The 21,785-nt window shown below is 65.2% G+C and carries 21 protein-coding genes and 3 rRNA genes; 13 read left to right on the forward strand and 11 right to left on the reverse strand.

Going from position 1 to position 21,785, the window contains the following annotated elements; translation table 11 throughout:
* The first annotated feature begins 183 nt into the window (after positions 1-183).
* Complete coding sequence (locus tag EMQ25_RS16700; protein ID WP_204570071.1) at positions 184-432, forward strand: DUF2934 domain-containing protein; 249 nt, start codon at positions 184-186, stop codon at positions 430-432.
* A gap of 29 nt (positions 433-461) precedes the next feature.
* Here EMQ25_RS16700 and EMQ25_RS16705 read toward each other — a convergent pair whose 3' ends face one another.
* On the reverse strand, positions 462-1,574 hold the full coding sequence (locus tag EMQ25_RS16705; RefSeq protein ID WP_244606631.1) for a baeRF11 domain-containing protein: 1,113 nt from the start codon (positions 1,572-1,574) through the stop codon (positions 462-464).
* Positions 1,575-1,757: 183 nt separating this feature from the next.
* Here EMQ25_RS16705 and EMQ25_RS16710 point away from each other — a divergent pair, with 183 nt between their 5' ends.
* On the forward strand, positions 1,758-1,976 hold the full coding sequence (locus EMQ25_RS16710) for a hypothetical protein (protein WP_127189744.1): 219 nt from the start codon (positions 1,758-1,760) through the stop codon (positions 1,974-1,976).
* A gap of 55 nt (positions 1,977-2,031) precedes the next feature.
* Here EMQ25_RS16710 and glgX read toward each other — a convergent pair whose 3' ends face one another.
* From glgX to EMQ25_RS16745, 7 genes are all read right to left on the reverse strand, one after another.
* On the reverse strand, positions 2,032-4,113 hold the full coding sequence (glgX, locus tag EMQ25_RS16715; protein ID WP_127189745.1) for a glycogen debranching protein GlgX: 2,082 nt from the start codon (positions 4,111-4,113) through the stop codon (positions 2,032-2,034).
* Positions 4,114-4,204: 91 nt separating this feature from the next.
* Positions 4,205-4,540: a hypothetical protein gene (locus EMQ25_RS16720; RefSeq protein ID WP_158626121.1), complete on the reverse strand. Its 336-nt coding sequence runs from the start codon at positions 4,538-4,540 to the stop codon at positions 4,205-4,207.
* 95 nt (positions 4,541-4,635) lie between these two features.
* Entirely contained in the window at positions 4,636-5,472 is an 837-nt protein-coding gene (locus EMQ25_RS16725) for a TIGR02587 family membrane protein (RefSeq protein WP_425290250.1), read from the reverse strand.
* An 87-nt stretch (positions 5,473-5,559) separates the two neighbouring features.
* Positions 5,560-6,633 (reverse strand): DUF3618 domain-containing protein, encoded by a 1,074-nt coding sequence (locus EMQ25_RS16730; RefSeq protein ID WP_127189748.1) that lies wholly within the window; start codon positions 6,631-6,633, stop codon positions 5,560-5,562.
* Positions 6,633-7,049, reverse strand: coding sequence for a phage holin family protein (locus EMQ25_RS16735; RefSeq protein WP_127189749.1), 417 nt, complete (start codon positions 7,047-7,049; stop codon positions 6,633-6,635). The genes EMQ25_RS16730 and EMQ25_RS16735 overlap by 1 nt, the downstream gene beginning before the upstream one ends.
* Positions 7,049-7,699: a nutrient deprivation-induced protein gene (locus EMQ25_RS16740; protein WP_127189750.1), complete on the reverse strand. Its 651-nt coding sequence runs from the start codon at positions 7,697-7,699 to the stop codon at positions 7,049-7,051. Before EMQ25_RS16740 ends, EMQ25_RS16735 begins: the two co-directional genes overlap by 1 nt.
* 304 nt (positions 7,700-8,003) lie before the next feature.
* On the reverse strand, positions 8,004-8,615 hold the full coding sequence (locus EMQ25_RS16745; protein WP_127189751.1) for a flavodoxin family protein: 612 nt from the start codon (positions 8,613-8,615) through the stop codon (positions 8,004-8,006).
* A gap of 191 nt (positions 8,616-8,806) precedes the next feature.
* On the opposite strand from EMQ25_RS16745, the gene EMQ25_RS16750 reads away from it, so the two are divergent.
* The 11 genes from EMQ25_RS16750 (at position 8,807) to EMQ25_RS16800 (ending at position 20,744) form a co-directional block, all read left to right on the forward strand.
* Positions 8,807-9,727 (forward strand): siderophore ABC transporter substrate-binding protein, encoded by a 921-nt coding sequence (locus EMQ25_RS16750; RefSeq protein WP_204570074.1) that lies wholly within the window; start codon positions 8,807-8,809, stop codon positions 9,725-9,727.
* Positions 9,728-9,788: 61 nt separating this feature from the next.
* Positions 9,789-10,781: an ABC transporter permease gene (locus EMQ25_RS16755; RefSeq protein ID WP_127189752.1), complete on the forward strand. Its 993-nt coding sequence runs from the start codon at positions 9,789-9,791 to the stop codon at positions 10,779-10,781.
* Positions 10,771-11,739, forward strand: a complete 969-nt coding sequence (locus EMQ25_RS16760; RefSeq protein WP_127189753.1) for an iron chelate uptake ABC transporter family permease subunit — start codon at positions 10,771-10,773, stop codon at positions 11,737-11,739. The genes EMQ25_RS16755 and EMQ25_RS16760 overlap by 11 nt, the downstream gene beginning before the upstream one ends.
* Complete coding sequence (locus tag EMQ25_RS16765; RefSeq protein WP_127189754.1) at positions 11,736-12,494, forward strand: iron ABC transporter ATP-binding protein; 759 nt, start codon at positions 11,736-11,738, stop codon at positions 12,492-12,494. The genes EMQ25_RS16760 and EMQ25_RS16765 overlap by 4 nt, the downstream gene beginning before the upstream one ends.
* Positions 12,495-12,505: 11 nt before the next feature.
* A complete protein-coding gene (locus tag EMQ25_RS16770) occupies positions 12,506-13,303 on the forward strand; it encodes a siderophore-interacting protein (RefSeq protein ID WP_127189755.1) in 798 nt (265 codons plus the stop codon).
* An 81-nt stretch (positions 13,304-13,384) separates the two neighbouring features.
* Positions 13,385-14,245 (forward strand): carboxylating nicotinate-nucleotide diphosphorylase, encoded by an 861-nt coding sequence (gene nadC / locus EMQ25_RS16775; RefSeq protein ID WP_127189756.1) that lies wholly within the window; start codon positions 13,385-13,387, stop codon positions 14,243-14,245.
* Positions 14,242-15,057, forward strand: a complete 816-nt coding sequence (gene cysQ, locus EMQ25_RS16780) for a 3'(2'),5'-bisphosphate nucleotidase CysQ (RefSeq protein ID WP_127189757.1) — start codon at positions 14,242-14,244, stop codon at positions 15,055-15,057. Before nadC ends, cysQ begins: the two co-directional genes overlap by 4 nt.
* A gap of 86 nt (positions 15,058-15,143) precedes the next feature.
* Positions 15,144-15,695 carry a PadR family transcriptional regulator gene (locus EMQ25_RS16785; protein ID WP_127189758.1) on the forward strand — a complete coding sequence of 184 codons (552 nt, stop codon included), beginning with the start codon at positions 15,144-15,146 and terminating at the stop codon, positions 15,693-15,695.
* A 9-nt stretch (positions 15,696-15,704) separates the two neighbouring features.
* On the forward strand, positions 15,705-16,958 hold the full coding sequence (locus EMQ25_RS16790) for an efflux RND transporter periplasmic adaptor subunit (protein ID WP_127189759.1): 1,254 nt from the start codon (positions 15,705-15,707) through the stop codon (positions 16,956-16,958).
* A gap of 4 nt (positions 16,959-16,962) precedes the next feature.
* Complete coding sequence (locus EMQ25_RS16795) at positions 16,963-20,289, forward strand: efflux RND transporter permease subunit (protein WP_127189760.1); 3,327 nt, start codon at positions 16,963-16,965, stop codon at positions 20,287-20,289.
* Between the two features lie 122 nt (positions 20,290-20,411).
* Positions 20,412-20,744, forward strand: a complete 333-nt coding sequence (locus tag EMQ25_RS16800) for a hypothetical protein (RefSeq protein ID WP_127189761.1) — start codon at positions 20,412-20,414, stop codon at positions 20,742-20,744.
* Positions 20,745-21,148: 404 nt separating this feature from the next.
* On the opposite strand, the gene rrf (EMQ25_RS16805) is transcribed toward EMQ25_RS16800, so the two are convergent.
* From rrf (EMQ25_RS16805) to EMQ25_RS16815, 3 genes are all read right to left on the reverse strand, one after another.
* A 5S ribosomal RNA gene (gene rrf, locus EMQ25_RS16805) occupies positions 21,149-21,264 on the reverse strand.
* 119 nt (positions 21,265-21,383) lie between these two features.
* Positions 21,384-21,499: ribosomal RNA gene (gene rrf, locus EMQ25_RS16810) — 5S ribosomal RNA — on the reverse strand.
* 136 nt (positions 21,500-21,635) lie between these two features.
* A 23S ribosomal RNA gene (locus tag EMQ25_RS16815) occupies positions 21,636-21,785 on the reverse strand; the annotation flags it as partial.

A 21,785-nucleotide genomic window follows, 5' to 3' on the forward strand; every position in this document is an offset into this window, starting at 1 on the left:
GTGGCCCCCACGACGCAGGCTCGCACGCTCCGGCCCCCGGAGCAACGGGGCGGTACGGACATACTGAATTGTCCGCGAACGGACGCACACGATCCCGGTCCTAGCATGGAGCAACCCGAGGGCGCGCTCAGGTGTTCTGGCGGTGGCGCCGAGATGGGCGCCTCGATCAGTCCGGAGCCCTACGTGAGCGGTGAATCGCCTTCCAACCCCGATATCGAAATCCCCCTCGACGGTGAGGAGGAGACTATAAGGCGCACCGCCTATTTTTTGTGGGAGCAGGATGGACGGCCGAGCGGCCGTGCCGAGGACTACTGGCTCAAGGCCCGCGAACAGCACCTGCGCCAGCGCGCCTATGACGTGTGGCTCAGCGAAGGCAGCCCCCAGGGGCGTTCGGACGAGCACTGGCGCCGCGCCGAGCGGGGCGGCCAATAAGAAGGGGCCCAGAAGGGCCCCTTTCCGGTTCAGACCGCGAAGCGCAGGATCGCCGCCAGCGATCCGCCCCCCGGCACGTCCTCGCGTCGCACGCCCAGCACCCGGGCGCCCGAGGTCAGCGCGCGACCGGCGATCTCGTCGATCACGCCATAGGTCGTCGCATCCTCTGCATCAGCGAAGGTGACGGCGCCGCTCTCCTCGTCCACGCTGCCGGGCATCACCTCGTCGATGTCCACGATCAGCGCTTCGACCGCGCCATAAGTCGCCGCGCGCGCGGCATCCGAGACGTCGGTCGCGGTGCGACCATCGCTGCTGCGCTGCTCGAAGAGCGCCTTCAGCGCATCGAGGTCATCGGCATAGAGCTTGTCGAGCACCGGGCGGGCGAGTGTCGCGAGCTCGGCCTCGGTCGTGCGGTCGGTGCTGTTGGTGATCCCGGTTTCGGCGAGGTGCGGATAGGAATTGACGCCCCGATAGATCCCCGCCAGCGGCTCGGATGCCGCCAGCAGCAGCGGCAGGTCGCGGCCCGCCAGCACCGGGCGAAGGGCCGCGTCGACGGCGCGAGCATATTGGGCAAGGCGCACCTTCTGGCCCTCGGAGCCGTGGATGCGGCGGCTGTGCGAGCGGTCGTTCAGCGTCGATTTGCCCACTGCGCTCGCGGCGTCCTTGGGCAGGTTCGGCACCCGCACTTCCTGGGCCGGCAGATCGGCGAACACCTCGACGAGACGCACGGCGTTCTCGGAAATGTGCAGCACCATTGCAGCATGCGGGAAGGTGATCGCCCGCAGCAGCGGCTTGAGGTGAAAGCGGTCGGCCACCTGCGCCATCGGGCTCAACCGGTTCGCGAGGCGATAGGTGCGGATGCGGTCGGGCGTCACCAGAACGGCCAGCGAATGCGCCTGCAGCCGCCAGAACTCCTCATCCTCGGCGAGGTCATCGAGCTGCTCGGCGATGGCGCCAATGATGCGCTTGTCGCGACCGGCCGCCTCGAGCTGCTGGATCGCCTCGCGTCCGAGATTGCCGAGCGCGATCCGGCTCGCATCGATGTCCTGGGTCAGCGGGGTGGTCTCGAGATAGATCGAGACGCAGGCGTCCGAACGTACGGCGTTCAGCGCCTTGAAATCATTGAGCGTCGGGATGTCCACATAGAGCAATGGCCTGTCCTTTCATGTTGGTTCGGCCCGCGCGACGCGCAGGCCTGTCGAACTCCTAATGCGCGAGAGGCCGAAATGTGGCGAACAAACCCGTGCGACAGGTCGTCTCTGAGGCAACCGGCATGGATGGAGGACGTTTTCCTTCCATCACCCACGACTGGCAAGGAGCCCGAAATGGCTGAGAAACGTGACGTCATCGACGTCGGCCGCGAGACCGAAAAATCCGAAGGCGCGGCGGCCGCGCTCAAGGACGGCAAGGCGGTGGGTCCCAAGGATGCGCCGCAGGTGCGCCCTGCCGGAACCGAAAAGATGCGCGACGAGCCCAGGGAATGGGACGAAGTCGACGAGGCGGTGGACGAATCCTTCCCCGCCAGCGACCCCCCTGCCTACTGAGCATAAAATCGCAGAAAGACGCCGGATCCTCAGGATCCGGCGTTGTTCGTCTGCGCTACGCGATGAGCATCATCGAGCAGGCGGCCATCACGACCTTGTTGGCTTTGACCGGCGTTTCCTGCGCATCGGGATGGTTGGTATCGAGGATCACCCGCCAGTGCTTGCCCTTGTGCCGCGGCAGCTTGAAGGGCACTTCGCCGTCATGGGGGTTGAAGAGCACGATGGCCTCGTCCCAGATCTCGCCCTGCCCCTTGAGGTCTTCGCGCGTGAAGTGCACGCCGATGGTGGTTGCCCCGCCATCTTCCCAGTGCTCGGGCATCTGCTCGCCGCCGCCCGGGTTGAGCCAGGTTACGCCCATGCCGTCGCGCCAGCTCTTGCGGTGCAGAAGCGGTTGGGTGGCGCGGATGAACGTCAGTCGCCGCACGAAATCGGTCAGCGCCCGATCCTTGTCGTCGATCCCTTCCCAGTCGAACCAGCTGATCTCGCTGTCCTGGCAATACCCGTTATTGTTGCCATGCTGGGTGCGGCCGAACTCGTCGCCGGCCAGGAGCATCGGCGTGCCATGCGAAAAGAACAGCGTCGCGAGCATGTTGCGCTTCTGGCGCTCGCGCACGGCGATGATGTTCTCGTCGTCCGTAGGGCCCTCGACACCGTAATTGTATGAGCGGTTGTCGCTATGGCCGTCGCGATTGTCCTCGCCATTCGCCTCGTTGTGCTTTTCGTTGTACGAGACGACGTCATTGAGCGTGAACCCGTCATGGGCGGTGAGGAAATTCGTCCCCGCCCACGGCCGGCGGCCGCGATGGTCGTAGACGTCGCCCGATCCGGTGAAGCGCGTCGCAAACTCGGGCGCGGTGTGGTCCGAGCCCTTCCAGTAATCGCGCACGGTATCGCGATATTTGTCGTTCCACTCGGCCCAGCCCGGGGGGAAGCCGCCGACCTGATAGCCGCCCGGTCCGATGTCCCAGGGCTCGCCGATGAGCTTCACCCGGCTCAGCACCGGATCCTGGCCCACCGCATCGAAAAAGCCGCCGCGCTGGTCGAAGCCATGCGGCTCGCGCCCCAGAATGGTCCCGAGATCGAAGCGGAAGCCGTCGACATGCATGTCATCGGCCCAGTAGCGCAGGGAGTCCGTCACCATCTGCAGCACGCGGGGGTGAGACGTGTTGACCGTGTTTCCGGTCCCCGTATCGTTGATGTAGTAGCGCGCCTCGTCCGGCATCGTGCGGTAATAAGAGAAGTTGTCGATGCCCTTGAACGAGAGCGTCGGGCCCATCTCATTGCCCTCGGCAGTGTGGTTGTAGACCACGTCGAGGATGACCTCGAGGCCCGCATCGTGGAAAGCACGCACCATGTCGCGGAAACCGGCGATACCGCGCGGCCCGAAATAGCGCGAAGCCGGGGCGAAGAACCCCATGGTGTTGTAGCCCCAATAGTTCGACAGCCCCTTGTGGATGAGGAAGTCGTCATCGGGGAAGGCGTGGATGGGGAGAAGTTCGACCGAGGTGACCCCGAGGCTCTTGATGTAGTCGATCGCGGCCTTCTGCCCGAGGCCCTCGAAGGTCCCGCGCAGATCCTCGGGGATCGCGGGATGAAGCTTGGTGAAACCCTTCACATGGGTCTCGTAAAAGACCGACCGCGCCCATTCGATGCCGGGCTTGCGATCATGCCCCCAGTCATAGTCCCCCGGGTCCACGACGCGGCATTTGGGCATGCCGGCTGCGTTGTCGCGCGTATCGAAGGAAAGATCCTTTTCCTCGCTCTCGGTATCATAGGCGAAATGGGCGGGCGACCACTCGACCTCGCCGACTAGGTCTCGCGCATAAGGGTCGAGCAGGAGCTTGTTGGGGTTGAAACGATGCCCGTTCATCGGGTCGTAAGGCCCGTGCACCCGATAGCCGTAGAGCTGGCCGGGCCCCACGCCCGGCAGATAGCCGTGCCAGATTTCGTTGGTGTATTCGGGGAGCGTGATGCGCTCGATCTCGGCGCCCGAGGCGGCATCGAAGAGACAGAGCTCGACGCGCTCGGCGTGAGCGCTGAAAATCGCGAAATTGGTGCCCTCCCCGTCCCAGTTCGCCCCGAGGCGCGTTGCGTCGCCCGGGCGGATGTCGCGGGTGGTGGCATTCTGGTCGAGCATGGGAGACCTCACACTGGGATTAGCGCAGACGAACGGCCGGCAGGCCGCTTTGGTTGCCAGCGCCCGTCACGCGAACGGCGCAGGCCCGCCCTCACGGATTTGCATAGCCGAGGACGCGCACCGTGAGCGTGCCCTTCCCCGGATTCTGGGGGAAGAGCAGCCCGGCGTCCACCTCGCCGCGCGCGGGGACATAGTCGAGCGTCACCGTGCTGACGACGCTTTCGCCTCCGCCTTCGAAGCGTCCCTCGATCTCCACCGCCGCAGCGGTCCTTCGTCCTTCGTTGCGAACGGTGACGGGCACGAGGAACTGCTCGCCCGCAGGCCGAGGCGCTTGCGTCTCCACGACGAACACCGGCACGCCGTCGCGAGCGGTCAGCGCCTCATAGCCGAGATAGCCCAGCAAAGCGCAAACCAGCGCCGCCGACACCAGCCCCAGGAGCCACTCGCCCCGATGCGGCCCGCGTGCGGGATGCTGCCGCTCCGGGGACGGACTACCCGCGTCACCCTCTCCCTCAGGCCGGCTCACAGGATCAGCCGCGCGGCTGCCGCGCCGAGTGCCGCGGGAAAGCCGAGCACGATCATCGCCATGAGGAGCGTCGAAACCCCCTGCCCGTCCATGCGACCGAAGGTCCAGAGCGCAAAGGCGCTGATCAGCAGCGCGATGACATAACCGACCATGGTGAACCTCATGAAAGCGCTCCACCAGGGCGTATGCGGCGAAAGCTCGCTGCCGCCCTTGAAGGCGGCCGCGAAGACGAAGCCATGCATAACGATGATCGAACCGAGGACCAGCGCGATCCCTTGCACGGGGCTCATCTTGTAGGAAATCAGGATCATCTCCTCGGTGGGCGCGACGTTGAGGCTCAAAAAGAGAGCGCCGGCGGCCATCAGCATGAGCTCGCCGCCATACCGGTCCTCTCGCTCGCGCCGTCGATGCCGTCCTCCGAGCTGCGTGCGCGCGAGGAGCGCCCCGATACTGGCGGGCACAGACTGCAGCGCGACCTTGCCGGCGATCTCGCCCACCGACATGCCCGGCGCCAGAAGACCGAAGATCGAAAGAACCGTGGCGCTGCTGATGATGCCCACCCCATAGGCGATCGCTGCGTCGCGCAGATCGTCGCGCCAGTCAAACGTCGCCTCGAAGCCCGAGTAGTGGGAGAGGAAGACGAGGATCGGAATGTTGAGGAGAACGAGGAGGATCAAGCGGGCCCGATCCATGTAGAACCCCAGTTCCCACATCTCCATGGTCATGAAGACCGGCAGCGAAAAGACCAGCGCACCGCCGAACGCCCGGGCGATGCTCGTGGCGGGATGCTCGGGCGCGGCAGCCTTCGTGGATCTTTCGGCGCCGCGGTTCACAACCATCTCCAGACGCATTTGAGGCGCGGGGCAGATGCCCGCGCCTCAGGTTAGATCAGGGCCATGCGGCCGCCAAGCCGCAAGGGATCAGTACCGCCCGGCAGAAACCGAGCCGCCCGACGCGCTCGTCTCCGACCCTTCGGTGCCAGCGATCCGGGTGCGTGCCTCATCGTAGAGGTCGCTGGCCTTCTCGGCGGCCTTTTCATGAAGCGCCGCAGCCTCTTCCTTGCCGCGATCATAGAGCGCGCTCGCCTGATGGGCAGCCTCACCCTTGACGTCGTCGGCGGCCTTGCCGAACACCTTGTCTTCCTGCTCGGTGTGCGGCAGTGCGGCACCGAGCGCAGCACCGGCTGCGAAGGCCAGTGCGCCACCGATGAGCGGCTGATCCTCGAACATCTTGAGGATCGACCGGCTCAGCCGATCGGCCTGGGCCTGCATGTCGCTGCCCAGCTGCTGGGCGTTGGCAGAGACCTTGTCGGCCTCGGCACGCATGCGCTCGCCGGCGGCATGAAGCTTGTCGGTCGCACTTTCCCAGGTGTGGGAAGCCCAGCCGGTCGCGTCATCCAGACGCGCACCCGCCTCGTCGCGGAAATGGCTGATCTGGTTGCCGGTCTCGTCGCGGAACCCGCGATAGAGCTTCCCGGTCTCGTCGGCGAAGTGGCCGGCGCGATTGCCCGCCTCATCCGTCAGGGCCTTGAACTTTCGACCGCTCTCGTCGGAGAATTCGCTGTAGCGCTGACCCCAGGTGTCCACCCCATGCCCGACGCGGCTCAGCGACGAGCCCTTGATGTCGGCATAAGGATAGTCCCGACCACTGTCGTAGACGGTGGAGGTGCGCTCCGCGACACGCCCGTTATTGGTCAGGTGGCGGTCCCACTCACGATCGCCGGAGGGCCGGGTTTCGCGTGATCCGGGGTTAGCGATGAGCCATGCGAGGCTGACGCCCATCAGCGCGACGGGCAGCGGGTTGGCCTTAAGGCTGTTGCCGAGATTGGCCGCAAACTCTCCACCGCCCGATTTGGTATAGTTCATCAGCTCGTCGACGAGCTGGCCCGGCGACAGCCGCTGGCCGATCTGGTCGATCGTGTCCTCGACGCGATGGCGCTGCGCCTCGACTTCGCGTTCGAGTTGCGCCGAACTCTTGTGTTCATCATGGGCCATCAGAGTCTCTCCTTGACGATGTCGGCGTCCTGCGCCAGCGCATTGGTGGTGCGCTCGAGATTGAGATTGCTTGCCTTGAGTGCGGAAAGCCCGCGCGACACCAGCACCCAGGCAACGATGGCAACCAAAATGCCGATGATCGCTGCCGCGATGCCGTTCGCGCCTGTCTGGCCCATGCCGTTTGCGACGAAGACGGCCGCAAGCGCGCTGACGATTGCAGCGAGCAGCACGCCGAGCGCACCAAGCGCGAGTACGGCGCCCGCCAGCAGGAGCTCTACGCCGCCGATGACCTGCCCGACCTTTTCAGAGGCCTCGGCCTTGGCGAGCTGGATTTCCTTGCGGAACAGCCCCGAAATGTCAGCGGCAAGCCCGCTGATCAGATCGGCAAGGCCGCGTGGTTCGTTGACCTGTGCCATCAGCTGATCCTCCCCGAGCCAGTATTGGTGCCGGGCGTGCCATAGCCGCCGGCGCCGGATGAGTAGGTGCCGGTCGTATTCGGCTGCGTCGACGGGCTCGTGCTCGTCGTACCGCCGGTCCGCTGGCTCGAGCGCCGATGGGCCGAGGCCGTCAGGAAGCGGCTCGCGGCAAACCCTGCCAGCGCCGCGACGCCCAGGAACGCCGCCGGCTCGCGTCGACCGAAATCCTCGGCCATGCCGACGACATCGTCGACTTCGTTGTCCTTGAGCGTGCCGGAGACCTTCTCGAGCGAGTGCGAGAGCGTGCGGGCATAGCCTGCGACCGTCGCGTTCTGCGCGTCTTCGCCGGTCTCGAGTTCATCGGCGACCTTGGAGAGCGCCATTGCCACGCTGCCCACCTGCTCGGCCGCAAAATCCTTCTGCTTGCCGGCAAAGGTGTGGGCCTGGTCCTTGGCCTTCTCGATCTGCCGCTCGGCCTCGTGGCGGAGTTCGTCGACCCGCTCTTCGGCCTCGTGACGGAGGGCGTTGAAATCCTCCTTCGCGGTCTTGGTAACCGCATCGATGTCCTTGCGGACCTGCAGTTCGGCTTCGGGCGGGAGCCCGGTAGTGCGGACTGGGCTGCCGCCGCCCGTGGGGTTGTCTGTGCTCATCACTAAGTTCCTCTGGATTGCCTCTTGCGTCAGGCCATGCCGACCAGCGACAGGATCGCCAGGACCACGACGATCACGCCGATCACGTAGAAAACGCTGTTCATTTGAAGTCTCCGTCTCCGAACGGCACCGGTTGGCGCCGCGTTGCGGTTCGAGAAGCTAATGCACAGTAATATCGAGAGTTCCTGCGGAGCGATCAGATTGATCGGTGTTAAGCTGAATTAATCTTCGGAACGTCTATGGCCCAAAAACATTGTCGCCCGCCTCGACTGAGGCGGGCGGATACATGACGGGACGCTGACGATTACTTCTCGCCGGGATAGGGCGCGGCTTTCAGCTGGCGGGAAAGATGGGCGGCATAGCGCACCATCATCTCGGTCGCCGAAGCAGTTGTCTCCGGCGTCTCATCGAGATCCTTGTATTCGACCTTGCCCATCGCCTCGCCCACCCAATAGGTGCAGGCATTGGGGGCAAGCGAAAAGCCGACATCGTTCAGCGCTTGGAAGAGCTCCGCGCACACATGGTGCGCACCATCCTCATTGCCGACCACCGCAACCCCGGCGACGATGCCCGTCGAAACCATCCGCCCCGCATCGTCCGTCTCGCCCAGAAACGCATCCATGCGCTCGAGCACGCGTTTGACGATGCTCGTCGGCTGCCCCATCCAGATCGGCGTGCCCAGAATGAGGATGTCGGCCGCAAGCACCTTCTTGCGGATCATCGGCCAGTCATCGCCTTCGCCTTCGTCCGATGTGACGCCGGGCAATATGTTGAAATCGGCAATCCGCAGCCGCTCGATGCTGGCGCCCTCCCCGCGGAGCTTTTCCTCAACCTGCCCCAGCAGCACGTCCGTGGAGGACGCCTCGCCGCTCGAGCGTTTGAGGGAGCAATTGAGGGTCAGGGCCGAGAGCGCCATGAGGTGACCTTTCCGGTTCTTGTTCTCCCGCCAACAACAGCGCCATCCCCCAAAGGGTTCCTGCGCGGGCTGGCTCGGGGATATGTTGATAAGACAATTCAGGTTTGACAGCTCCGCCCACCGGCGATACTGAACATGACAATCGTGATCATCTTTCGCGATCGTCCTCTACAGACACCGGAACCCGACCCGTGAAAATCCTAGCCCCGACGCTGCTCGCTGCCATACTGGCCGGAGCGAGCCTGATGCCCCATGCCGCAATTGCGCAGGAGCAGACCATTACCCACGCCCAGGGCGAGACCGTCCTTCAAGGCGTTCCCGAGACGGTCTTCGTTCTCGACTGGGCGGCGCTCGACAACCTCGCCGCGCTCGGCGTCCCCGTCGCCGGGCTTCCGGGCTCCAATGCGCCCGCATATCTTTCAGACGCGATCACCGGGGACGAGCTTGCCATCGGTTCGCTCTTCGAGCCCGATATCGAAGGCATTGCGGCTGCTGAACCCGATCTCGTCATCGTCGCTGCCCGCTCGGCAGCCACCTATCCGGTGCTCTCCGAAATCGCCCCGGTCATCGACATGAGCGTCGACAATGCGAGCTTCGCCGAAGGCGTGAAGCACAATATCGAAACGCTCGGCCAGATCTTTGAGCGCCACGACCGCGCAGCCGAGCTGATCGCTGCGCTCGACGCCAAGATCGATGAGGCGCGTGCCGCAGCCGCGGGCAAGGGCACCGGGCTCGTCATCGTCACCAATGCCGGCAATATCGGCGTTTACGGCCCGGGCTCGCGCGTCGCCTGGGTCTATAACGAGCTCGCCATCCCCTCGGTTTTCGACACCGTCGACGATGGCGATCATGGCGGCGACGCCATCTCGTTCGAATATCTCCTCGAGACCAACCCGGACTGGCTCTTCGTGGTCGATCGGGATGCCGGCGTCGGCAATGAAGGCGCGGCGCGCCAGCTCCTCGACAACGAGCTCGTGCACCAGACCACCTTCTGGCAGAACGATCAGATCATCTATCTGGACCCGCAGGCCGCTTACATCTCCATGCATGGCTACAGCGGTCTGATGCTGCTGCTCGATCAGGTCATCGCAGGATACGGCGCCGCATCCTGATCGGCGGTCCTGTCCGCGTCCGTCCCCGCGGCCCGCGCCGCCGGGACGGGCACCGGCCGCCATGGGCGGCGCCTCTCATACGGGCGAAAAAGTGCGACTTCTGATCACCGGCCTTGCGATCACCGCAATCCTCGCGGTGATTAGCCTTTTCATCGGGGTAAGCGACGTCACCCCCGCGGCGATCTTTGCGCCCGACCCTGCCGATCGCGCAACCCAGGTGCTGCTGATCAGCCGCATCCCGCGCACCCTCGCCCTCATTCTCGCCGGCTCCTCCCTCGCCATCACCGGGCTCGTCATGCAGATGATCGTGCGCAACCGCTTCGTCGAGCCCTCGACGGCGGGCACGATGGAATCGGCGGCCCTCGGCTTCCTCGTCGTCACCCTCTTTGCGCCCGGCTGGCCGATCATGGCCAAGATGCTCGTGGCCGCGAGCTTTGCGCTCGCCGGTACCGCGCTCTTCCTGCGCATCCTGCGTTACGTGCCCTTGCGCGACGTGCTCCTCGTGCCGCTGGTCGGCATCATGCTGGGCGGCGTGATCTCGGCCATCACCACCTTCTTTGCCTATCGCTACAATCTCATGGCCTCGCTGCTGGCTTGGGAGATGGGCGATTTCTCAGGGGTCCTGCGCGGGCGCTATGAATTGCTGTGGATCGGCCTCGCGGGCACCGTCACCGCCTATATCGCGGCCGACCGGTTCACGGTCGCCGGCATGGGGCGCGATTTCACCACCAATCTGGGGCTCAACTACAAGGCGGTGATGACGCTCGGGCTCGTCATCGTCTCGATCGTCAGCGCCATCGTCCTGGTTTCGGTGGGCTCGATCCCGTTCCTGGGGCTCATCATCCCCAATGTCGTCAGCCTGATGATCGGCGACAACATGCGCCACACGGTCCCCTGGGTCGCGATCTTCGGAGCAGCCTTCGTGCTCGCCTGCGACATTGTTGGCCGCGTCATCCGCTACCCCTATGAAATCCCGATCAGCGTCGTCGTCGGCGTCATCGGCAGCGGGCTTTTCCTCTATTTGCTCCTGCGGAGGCGCTACAATGCCAGCTAGCCTTCGCTGGAGCCGGCCGACGCTGGTGCTCACGGCCCTCGCCGGGCTCGCCCTCCTTTCGATCGTCCTCTTCATGACGCTCGACGTGCGCGGCAATTGGGGGTTCGTCTTCCAGTTTCGCGGACGAAAGCTCCTTGCCCTGCTGCTCGTCGCCTATTCCATCGCCGTCGCGACGGTGCTCTTCCAGACCGTCACCAACAATCGCATCCTCACCCCGTCCATCATGGGGTTCGACCAGCTCTACATTCTGGTGCAGACGGCGGTCGTCTACTTCATCGGCATCCAGTCCCTGCTCGTCATGGACACCTATGTCGGCTTCATCATCCAGGTCGGGCTGATGGTCGGGTTCTCCTGGGTGCTTTTCCAATGGCTCTTTCTCAGCGGCGAGCGAAGCCTGCACCTGCTGGTGCTGGTCGGCATCGTCTTCGGCATCTTCTTTCGCAGCCTCTCCAGCTTCATGCAGCGCATGATGGACCCCAACGCCTTCCAGGTCCTCCAGGATACGCTCTTTGCGAGCTTCACCCGGGTCGACACGACGCTGCTGGGCGCATCCATGCTGATCGCGGCCCTGCTCACCCTCATCCTGTGGCGCATCCGCAGCACGTTCGACGTCCTGACCCTGGGCAAGTCCACCGCCATCAATCTGGGCGTCAACTACAAGGCGACCGTCGTCACCATCCTCGTCGTCGTCTCCATGCTGGTCGCCGTCTCGACCGCGCTCGTGGGCCCGCGCACCTTTTTCGGGCTTCTCGTCGCGAGCCTCGCCCATCTCTTCATCGGCAACAGCCGCCACCGCTACATCCTTCCGGCGGCAACGCTTCTGGGCGTCATCTGCCTCGTGGGCGGTCAGACGCTCTTCGAGCGCGTTTTCGCCTTCGATACCGCCCTCTCGATCATCATCGAGTTCTTGGGCGGGCTCGTCTTCATCATTCTCATCGTCAGGGGAGCGGCGCGATGATCATCACCACCGGCCTCAAGAAATATTATGGCGACACCGCTGTCGTCGACGACGTGACCCTCGCCCTGCCGGCAGGCGGCATCACCTCAATCATCGGTCCCAATGGCGCGGGCAAGTCGACGCTCCTCTCCATGATCAGCCGCCTCATGGGCATGGATGCGGGCACCGTCACCATTGACGGGCTCGATATCGAAAAGACACGCAGCGACGTCCTCGCCCGACGCCTCTCGATCCTCCGGCAGGACAATCACATGACCGCGCGGCTCACCGTCCGCGACCTCGTGTCCTTCGGCCGCTACCCCTATTCGCGCGGCCGACTCAACGAAGAGGACCGCGCCCATATCGAGCGCTCGCTCGACTATCTCAACCTCACCGAGCTTGGCGGCCGCTTCCTCGACGAACTGTCCGGCGGACAGCGCCAACGCGCCTTCGTCGCCATGGTCCTCTGCCAGGATACCGATTACGTGCTGCTCGACGAGCCGCTCAACAATCTCGACATGAAGCACGCCATGGGCATGATGAAGCTCCTCAGGCGCGCCGCCGACGAGCTCGGCAAGACCGTGGTTCTGGTCCTTCACGACATCAATTTCGCGTCCTGGTATTCGGACCACATCATCGCCATGCGCGACGGCGCCGTCTGCCACCAAGGCACTACCGAGGATCTCATCCGCCCCGAAATCCTCCGCGACATCTACGATATGGACATCAACGTCCACGAGATCGGCGGACACCGGGTCAGCATATTCTACAGCTAGGGAGCGGGCCGATGCCCCATGAATTCAAACGCCTCAGGCACGATACGAAGATCCGCACGCTCGAAGTGGTCGGCCTCACTCACGTCACGCCGAAAATGCTGCGGGTGACGCTCGGGGGCAGTGAACTCGCCGGGTTCACGAGCCCCGGCTATGGCGATCACGTCAAAATCTTCTTCTCGCCCGATCCGGACGCGCCCGTGCTGCCCGTTCTGGGCCCTGACGGGCTCGCCTTTCCCGCCGATCGCCCGCGCCCCGAAATGCGCGACTACACCCCGCGCCGGTTCGATCCCGAGGCCCTGACGCTCGATATAGATTTCGTACTCCACGGCGATGGCCCTGCCTCTGGCTGGGCGGCGCAGGCGCAGATCGGCCAGACACTCGTCATCGGGGGCCCGCGCGGCTCGCTGATCGTGCCTGATGATTTCGACTGGTACCTGCTGGCCGGCGACGAGACCGCGCTCCCGGCCATGTCGCGGCGGCTCGAGGAACTGCCCGCCGGCAAGCCGGTCCTCGCGCTCCTCGAGGTCGCGGGGCCCGAGGAGGAACAGCCGATCGTGACCCGTGCCGACGCCACCATTCACTGGCTGCACCGCAATGGCGTGGCGGCCGGCATGAGCGACCTCCTCCTCCGGCGCCTCGAAGCGACGCCCCTGCCCCAGGGCGAAGGCTATGCCTTCCTCGCCGGTGAGGCTGGCATGTCCCGCGCCCTTCGAGCCCATCTCGTCGATCGGTGCGGGTTCGAGGACGCGCACATCAAGGCCGCCGGCTACTGGGTGCTGGGCGAGGCCGACGCCCACGAACCCCATTGATGCGAACCCGCCCGCCGGCAATTGCCAGCGCGGCCCCTTGGCCCTACAACCCGACCCGTTCACACGGGCGGAGGGAAAGCGATGGCGGGCTTTGACGGCGGGTTGCCGACGCATCTGATCGAGACGGCGGTCGCGGGCGCGCTCACCGAGGATCTCGGCCTTGCCGGCGATCTCACGAGCCGCGCCAGCCTCCCCGCCGATGCGGTCGCCACTGCAACGATCGGGGCGCGCGAGCCGGGCGTCATCGCCGGCCTGCCGCTCGCCGCGTCCGCCTTCCGCCAGATCGGCGGCGATCTCGTTTTCGAAGCGCTCCTCGCCGATGGCGATCGGGTCGATGCCGGCGGCCTCGTCGCGCGCGTTTCGGGCAATGCGCGGCTCGTCATGTCCGCCGAACGCGTCGCGCTCAATTTCCTCAATCATCTGAGCGGCATCGCCACCCTCACACGGGCCTATGCGGACGCCGTCGCCGGCACGCGCACCCGCATCTGCGACACGCGCAAGACGACGCCGGGCCTCCGCGCCTTCCAGAAATATGCCGTCCGCTGCGGCGGGGGCGCCAATCACCGCTTCGCGCTCTACGATGCGATCCTGATCAAGGACAATCACATCGCCGTCGCCGGCGGCGTGCGCGCCGCCTATCAGCGCGCACGCGAAACCGCCGGCCATCTGGTCGCGATCGAAATCGAGGTGCAGACCCTCGACGAACTCGCCGAGGCGCTCGAGGCCGGCGCGCGGATCGTCCTGCTCGACAACATGGACAACGAAACCCTCGCCTCCGCCGTCGCCCTCAATGCCGGCCGCGCCGTACTCGAGGCATCGGGCGGGGTGAAACTCGACCGCGTCCGCGCCATCGCCCAAACCGGGGTCAATTTCATCTCCACAAGCCAGATCACCATGGCCGCCCCGCCGCTCGATCTCGGGCTGGACGTCGAGATCCGATGAGCCAGTCCATCGCCGACATCATGACGCGCGCCGCCATCGCCGCGTCCGCCGAAATCATGGACGTCTACGCACGGCCCATTCACGCCGAGCACAAATCCGACGGCTCGCCCGTCACCGAGGCTGATGCGCGCGCCGAAGCCGCCATTCTCGGCATCCTCGCAGAAACCGGCCTGCCGGTCCTTGCCGAGGAAAGCGTTTCGGCCGGTCGCGTCCCGTCGCTCGGCGAGCGGTTCTTCGTCGTCGACCCGCTCGACGGCACCAAGGAATTCCTGAAGCGCAATGGCGAGTTCACCGTCAACATCGCGCTCGTCGAACACGGCCGCCCCACACACGGCGTGGTGCTCGCGCCCGTCACGGGAGCCCTCTACATCGGCGGGCCCGACGGCGCATCCCGCAGCGATCTTGTCGATGGCCGGCCCAGCGCCGCCACTCCGCTCCGGGTCTCCGACGATGGCCCCCTGCGTATCGTTGCCAGCCGCTCCCACGGACACGCGGCCCTCCACCAGCTCTGCGACGCACTCGCAGTCGAGGCCGACGTGTCGGTCGGCTCCTCGCTCAAATTCTGCCTTCTCGCCGAAGGGCAGGCCCGGCTCTACCCGCGCTTCACCCCCACCAGCAAATGGGACACCGCGGCGGGACAGGCCGTGCTGGAGGCGGCCGGCGGCGTCGTCCTCACGCTCGATGGCGAGCCGCTCCGCTATTCCGACCTAAGCGCCCCCTTCCTCAATCCCTTTTTCGTCGCCGCGACCAGCGTCCCCCTCGCCCGTCGCGCCGCCTCGGTCATGGCGAGCCTGCTCACCCCGCCCGTCTGACTCTGCACCCTGCCTTGAATGTGTCACGAGGCGGGTATATATGCCCGCCATATTCTCGTTCGGCATATGCACGTCAGGCACACCTCATGAATGTCCGCACCGTCTGCCTCTCCATCCTCCACGAGGGTGACGCGACCGGCTACGAGATCCGCAGGTCGACCGTCGAGGGCGATTGCTCCTATTTCGTCGAGGCGAGTTTCGGGTCGATCTATCCAGCGCTCGCCAAGCTCGAAGCCGATGGCCTCGTCACCAGCAGGATCGAACCTCAGGACGGCAAGCCTTCACGCAAGGTCTATTCGATCACGCCCGCCGGGCGCGCCGCATTTCAGGAAGCGCTGCTCGAGCCTCTCGGGGCCGACGTCTTCCGCAGCACCTTCCTCCTCTTCTCGCGGTTCGCCCACCTCGTGCCCGCGAGTCTCGTCCAGGCCCGTATCGATGAGCGTCTCGAGCAGATGGCCGAGGAGATCGCACAGCTCGAGGACATTCTCGCGCGGCGCGGCAGCAATGCGTCCGACGCATGGGTGATCCGCTATGGGCTCACTTGCGTTCAGGCAGCATACGCGCACCTTCAATCCCACAAGCACGAACTGGTCGCACTCGCGCTCGGCGACGACCAGCCGCGGCAAGCCGCCGAATAGGATCAGTTGATGAGAGCTTTCTTCTCCTATGGCGTCGCCCTCGTCATCCTCCTGCTCGTCGCCGGCTGGCTCGCCAGCGGCACGCTCATCAATGGCGGCCAGGGACCCGGCCAGGGCGAGACCGCCATCGTCGATATCATCGAGGGCGATGAAGGCCCGCTGCGCCGCATGCTCGAATCCGTCGGGTTGATCGCGACCCACGAGGAAGAGGCTGCCGAAGCCGCCGCCGAAGCGCTTTCGGTGGCCGAGCAGCAGCAGGCCGCAACCGTCCAGGCCGTGCGCGCCGTGCGCTATGAGGCCCGCGAACTCCCGCTCGAGGTTCCCCTGCGCGGCCGCACCCGCGCGACCGCCAAGATCGCCGCCCGCGCCGAAACCAACGGCCTCGTGCAGGCGGTGATGGTTCGGAAAGGTCAGGAGGTCGCTGCCGGCGATCTGCTCTGCAGGCTCGATCAGGGAACACGGCAGGCTGCTGTCGCCCAGGCCGAGGCGGCCCTTGCCCAGGCCGAGGCAGCGCTCGCCCAGGCGGAAGCCGATCTCGAAACCAATCAGCAATTGCGCGAGCGCGGGCTCAGCCCCGCCAACACCGCGCGCAGCTTCGAAGTTGCGGCACGCTCCGCACAGGCCCAGCTGCGCGCCTCGCAGCTGACGCTCGACAATGCGCGCGTCGAGCTTGAGCGGACCGAGATCTATGCCGAAGTGGCGGGCGTCATTCAGGATCCGCTCGCCAATGTCGGGGACAATCTCAGCGCCGGTGGCGAGTGCGCGACCATCGTCCAGCTCGATCCGATGCTGTTCGTCGCAAGCGTCGCCGAGGCGCGTATCGGCGAAGTCGGCGTCGGCATGCCGGTCCGCGTCCGGACCGTCACGGGTCAGACCGCCGAGGGCGAAGTCCGCTTCGTCGCGGCCACCGCCGATGCCGCGACCCGCGCCTTCAGCGTCGAGGTCGAGATGGACAATGCCGACCGCCGGCTCTTTGATGGCGTTACCGCCGAGGCCGTCGTCCAGATCGGCACTGCCGAGGCGCACCTTCTCCCGCAATCGGCCCTGACGCTGGCGACGGATGGCGCCATTGGCGTCCAGACCGTCGAGGGGGAAACCGCGCGCTTCCTGCCCGTGCAGATCCTGCGCGACACCACCGAGGGGGTCTGGGTCGCCGGCCTCCCCGAAACCGTATCGGTCATCACCGTTGGGCAGGAATTCGTCGCGGATGGGCAGCAGATTGCCGCCAGCTACGTGACTGCCGCTGCCGCCGACGAGGTCTAGCGTCATGATGAATGCACTCGAAGCGCTGCTGAGGCTGCCCAAGCTGGTCCTCACCATCATGGCGCTCATGGTGGTGGCCGGGATCTCGGCCTATCTGACCCTCCCCAAGGAGAGCCAGCCGGCCATCGACGTGCCCTATCTCTACGTGTCGGTCAACCAGACCGGCATCTCGCCGGCCGATGCCGATCGTCTTCTCGTCTCGCCCCTCGAGACCGAGCTCCAGGACCTGCCCGGGCTCGTTTCGATGCGCAGCACCTCGACCACCGGCCATGCTTCGGTGATGCTCGAGTTCGACATCAACTTCAACAAGGACCAGGCGCTTTCGGACGCCAAGGACCGTGTCGACCGGGCCGCCCCGCAGCTGCCCGCCGATGCCGACGACCCCACCGTCAGCGAAATCAACATCTCCGAATTCGGCAGCGTCACCGTCGCCCTCTATGGCGCCCTGCCCGATCGGGCCCTCTATCGCTATGCCGACCAGCTGCGCGACGCCATCCAGGCGCTGCCCACCGTGCTCGACGTCGACGTCTCCGGCGACCGCGAGGAAGTCCTCGAGGTCATCGTCGACCTCCTGAAGCTCGAATCCTACAATCTGACCACCAACGAACTCTTCGACGCGCTCGCGCGCAACAACCTCGTTGTGCCCGCCGGTCGGCTCGACACCGGCCAGGGGCGCTTCGCCATCGAGGTGCCCGGCCTGATCGAGAGCGCCGACGACGTCTTCAACCTGCCCATCAAGACCGATGGCGAGACCGTCGTCACCTTCTCGGACGTCGCCACCATCCAGCGGACCTTCAAGGACGCCGAGGTCTATACCCGCGTCAATGGCGAGCCGGCTGTGGTGCTTGCCGTCAACAAGCGGCTGGGCGCCAACATCATCGACCTTTCCAATGCCGTGCGCGCCACCACCGAGACGCTCTCGGCCGATTGGCCGCAGGCGCTGCAGACGAGCTACATCCTCGACCAGGCCGTCTTCGCGCAGGACATGTTCACCTCGCTGCAGAATTCGGTGCTGACCGCGATCGCGCTGGTGCTCATCGTCACCGTGGCCCTGCTCGGCCTTCGGCCCGCGCTCCTTATCGGCTCGGCCATCCCGATCACCTTCATGATCGGCTTCCTCTTCCTGCAGCTGATGGGCATGACCATCAACATGATGATCATGTTCGGCCTCGTGCTCACCGTAGGCATGCTGGTCGATGGCGCCATCGTCGTCACCGAATATGCCGAGCGCAAGATTGCCGAGGGCCTCGACCGGCGGGATGCATTCATTGCCGCCGCGCGCGCCATGTTCTGGCCGATCCTCGCCTCGACCGCCACGACCCTTGCCGCCTTCATGCCGCTGCTGCTCTGGCCCGGCATCATCGGCAAGTTCATGAGCTATCTGCCGATCATGGTCATCGTGACCCTGAGCGCATCCTTCATCGTCGCCATGGTCTTCCTGCCGGTCATCGGTGCTTTCACCGCCCGCCGCAAGGTCAGTGCCGAGGAGCGCGCCGCCGCGACGATGATCTCGGGTGGTCAGGATTTCGACCCCAGGCGCCTCCGCGGCCTCATGGGCGTCTATGTCCGCATCCTCTCCGGCCTCGTCCGCCACCCGCTCATCACCCTCATTGCCGGCTTCGGGCTCATCGGCGTCATCTTCTTTGCCTATGCCAACAATCCGACCGGCATCATCGCCTTCCCCGAGATCGAGCCCGAATATGCGACCGTCGCCGTCACCGGGCGCGGCAATTATTCCCCCGTGCAGATCCGCGACCTTCTGATCGAAGTCGAGGAGCAGGTGCTGCAGGTCGAGGGCATCCGCGACACCGTGCTCAATTTCGGTTCGACCGGCGCCGTCGCCTCGGTGCCGCCCGACACGATCGGCAATCTCCAGCTCGAACTTCTCCCCTATCGCGACCGGCGCAAGGCCGAAGACATCTTCGCCGAGATACGCGAGCGCACCGCCGGCATCGCCGGAGTGACCGTCCAGATGGTTGGGGCCGAGGCCGGCCCTCCGGCCGGCAAGGCGATCAACATGCGCGTCGTCTCGCGCGACTATGCCGAGCTCACCCCCACGGTCACGCGCCTGCGCGACTATATCGAGAACGAGCTCGGCGACACCATCGACATCGAGGACACGCGGCCCCTGCCCGGCATCGACTGGCAGATCGGCATCGATCGCGAGATGGCGGGCCGCTTCGGGCTCGGCGTGCGCGAGCTCAGCCCCTATGTGCAGCTCGTCACCAGCGGGGTGCAGATCGGCACCTACCGGCCTACCGACGCCACCGACGAACTCGAGATCCGCGTCCGCCTGCCGCGCGAGCAGCGGACCTTCGATGCGCTCGATTCCCTCAACATCATCACCCAGAACGGGCTCGTGCCCGTGTCCAACTTCATCACCCGCACGCCCGTGCCGAAGGTCGCCGACATCCGGCGCTGGGACGGGGAATATTTCATGAGCGTCGCCGCCAACGTCACCGGCGACGCCACCATGGGCAGCGTCAAGGTCGAGGAGCTGCGCGCCTGGCTCGAAACCCAGGACTGGCCCAATGGCGTCCGCTTCGACTTCGCTGGCGCCGACGAGCAGACCAACGAGACGAATGCCTTCATGGCGCAGGCCGGAACAGGGGCGATCTTCCTCATGTTCCTCATCCTCCTCGCCATGTTCAACAGCTTCTACCAGGTGTTCATCACGCTCTCGACCGTCGTGATGTCGATCGCTGGCGTGCTCCTGGGCATGATGATCACCGGGCAGCCCTTCTCGGCCATCATGACCGGCATCGGCATCGTCTCGCTTGCGGGCATCGTCGTGAACAACGCCATCGTCCTCCTCGACACCTACAACCAGATGCATCGCAAGGAAGGGATCGAGCCGGTGACGGCCATTCTGATGACCGCTGCGCAGCGCATCCGGCCCGTCATCATGACGACGACCACCACGGTCTTCGGCCTCATTCCGATGGCGATCGGTGTCGGTATCGATTTCTTCTCCCGCACCGTCGAGATCGGCGGTCCCTCCGGCGCCTGGTGGACCTATCTGGCAACCGCACTCGTGTCCGGCCTCATCTTCTCGACGCTGCTGACGCTCGTGCTCGTCCCGGTCATGGTCGCCGCGCCGCACATCTGGTGGCGCCAGATCCGCGCGATCGCCGCCTTCCTCGCCGGACTTGCGGGCACGATCGCCCGCGCGCTTGGCGGCCTTGGCCGCGCTCCGCAGCCCGCAACCGCCAGCATCGCGCTGCCCGATATGCCCGACAGCGCGAGCCGCTACATCAATGCCGATCGCACGGGCCTCGTCGAGACCGAGCGCAATGGCGTCATCGTCGTCTCCCGGCAGGCGGCCGAGTAACTCGGGGCGGGGTGCCACCCCGCCCTTCCGCCTCCGCCATCACGGGAACGTCCCCGCCCCCTCCGGCATTTGCCCTATGACATCCGCCCTTCGGGCGGCCCAGAAGGCACAAGGAGAACAGCATGGCTCAGGCGCGCAACAGCGAAGATCGGGTTCTGGACAAGGATGAACGCGAGCTCGTCGAGGCGACCCGCCATCCCCATCTCGGCACGCTCGGCCCGTCGGAGCTTGCCGATCTCACCCGCAGGCTCCGCGAACGCCGCGACCGTGCGCGCGAGCTCGCCGACAAACAGCGGCGCAATGCTCGCGGCAAGGGCGAGCGTGCGACCGGCGGTGATGCGCATTCCGATGGCGGCAACAGGCAGAAGGCGGCGGCCCTCTCTGCCGCCCTCGCTCGCCTCAACAAGGCCCGCGCCCGCTTCGACGAGGGCGCCGACGAGACAACCGAAGCCTAGGGGCTCGAGGGGAGCAGATCAAACGATGCTCTGCTCCTCGCCCTCGCCCCGATGATGTGGGACGCCAGACCCGAGGGGCGCCGCAGCTGTAACGGGATCCGGAGATGGCGTGCGCTGACGCGCAATGACCGTGCGGAGCCATCCGAAGGCGGAAAAAGGTGAGGATCAGTCTTCACGACATCCGGGCATAGCGAGACGTCTAGCTCGGTGCCCGCTGCTCGCAGGCCAGGCTGCACGCGTCCTTCCGCCCCGCCAGCTCGCTTCCGTCCTAAGAGCTGCAATGCCCTGCGCCACCGATGGCGCCGTAGACCCCAGCCTCACGTCCCCGAACGCAAAACGCCGCCCTTGTTGGGGCGGCGTTTTGTGTTTTGGTTTGGTATTGAGATGATCGATGTTTTTTGCAGACCTGGCGGCGACCTACTCTCCCAAGCCTTGAGACTTAGTACCATCGGCGCTGAAGTGTTTAACGGTCGAGTTCGGGATGGGATCGGGTTCTGGGCACTTCGCAGTAACCACCAGATCGGCAAAAAACATCGATTTGGACGTGAACTCTGGTTGTGATTTCCGGACGCGGCCCATGCTGTGCGCGTCNCGTTTTGTGTTTTGGTTTGGTATTGAGATGATCGATGTTTTTTGCAGACCTGGCGGCGACCTACTCTCCCAAGCCTTGAGACTTAGTACCATCGGCGCTGAAGTGTTTAACGGTCGAGTTCGGGATGGGATCGGGTTCTGGGCACTTCGCAGTAACCACCAGATCGGCAAAAAACATCGATTTGGACGTGAACTCTGGTTGTGATTTCCGGACGCGGCCCATGCTGTGCGCGTCGGAGGAATGTTTTGGTCTGCCGATCGTCTCATGCCGCGCCAGTGTGCGGGCATTGATTAATGAGAACGATCAAGCCGATCGAGCTATTAGTACCGGTCAGCTTCACGCATTGCTGCGCTTCCACATCCGGCCTATCAACGTGGTGGTCTTCCACGGCTCTCAAGGGAATACTCGTTTTGAGGGAGGCTTCGCGCTTAGATGCTTTCAGCGCTTAT

This window comes from Arsenicitalea aurantiaca (assembly GCF_003994485.1).
GTDB lineage: Bacteria > Pseudomonadota > Alphaproteobacteria > Rhizobiales > Devosiaceae > Arsenicitalea > Arsenicitalea aurantiaca.

Coding starts and splice junctions, on each gene's coding strand:
- EMQ25_RS16710 (WP_127189744.1), top strand. CDS start 1,758: ATGGCTGAGAAACGTGACGTCATCGACGTCGGCCGCGAGACCGAAAAA.
- glgX (WP_127189745.1), bottom strand. CDS start 4,113: ATGCTCGACCAGAATGCCACCACCCGCGACATCCGCCCGGGCGACGCA.
- EMQ25_RS16730 (WP_127189748.1), bottom strand. CDS start 6,633: ATGGCCCATGATGAACACAAGAGTTCGGCGCAACTCGAACGCGAAGTC.
- EMQ25_RS16735 (WP_127189749.1), bottom strand. CDS start 7,049: ATGGCACAGGTCAACGAACCACGCGGCCTTGCCGATCTGATCAGCGGG.
- EMQ25_RS16740 (WP_127189750.1), bottom strand. CDS start 7,699: ATGAGCACAGACAACCCCACGGGCGGCGGCAGCCCAGTCCGCACTACC.
- EMQ25_RS16745 (WP_127189751.1), bottom strand. CDS start 8,615: ATGGCGCTCTCGGCCCTGACCCTCAATTGCTCCCTCAAACGCTCGAGC.
- EMQ25_RS16755 (WP_127189752.1), top strand. CDS start 9,789: ATGGGCGGCGCCTCTCATACGGGCGAAAAAGTGCGACTTCTGATCACC.
- EMQ25_RS16760 (WP_127189753.1), top strand. CDS start 10,771: ATGCCAGCTAGCCTTCGCTGGAGCCGGCCGACGCTGGTGCTCACGGCC.
- EMQ25_RS16765 (WP_127189754.1), top strand. CDS start 11,736: ATGATCATCACCACCGGCCTCAAGAAATATTATGGCGACACCGCTGTC.
- EMQ25_RS16770 (WP_127189755.1), top strand. CDS start 12,506: ATGCCCCATGAATTCAAACGCCTCAGGCACGATACGAAGATCCGCACG.
- nadC (WP_127189756.1), top strand. CDS start 13,385: ATGGCGGGCTTTGACGGCGGGTTGCCGACGCATCTGATCGAGACGGCG.
- cysQ (WP_127189757.1), top strand. CDS start 14,242: ATGAGCCAGTCCATCGCCGACATCATGACGCGCGCCGCCATCGCCGCG.
- EMQ25_RS16785 (WP_127189758.1), top strand. CDS start 15,144: ATGAATGTCCGCACCGTCTGCCTCTCCATCCTCCACGAGGGTGACGCG.
- EMQ25_RS16790 (WP_127189759.1), top strand. CDS start 15,705: ATGAGAGCTTTCTTCTCCTATGGCGTCGCCCTCGTCATCCTCCTGCTC.
- EMQ25_RS16795 (WP_127189760.1), top strand. CDS start 16,963: ATGATGAATGCACTCGAAGCGCTGCTGAGGCTGCCCAAGCTGGTCCTC.
- EMQ25_RS16800 (WP_127189761.1), top strand. CDS start 20,412: ATGGCTCAGGCGCGCAACAGCGAAGATCGGGTTCTGGACAAGGATGAA.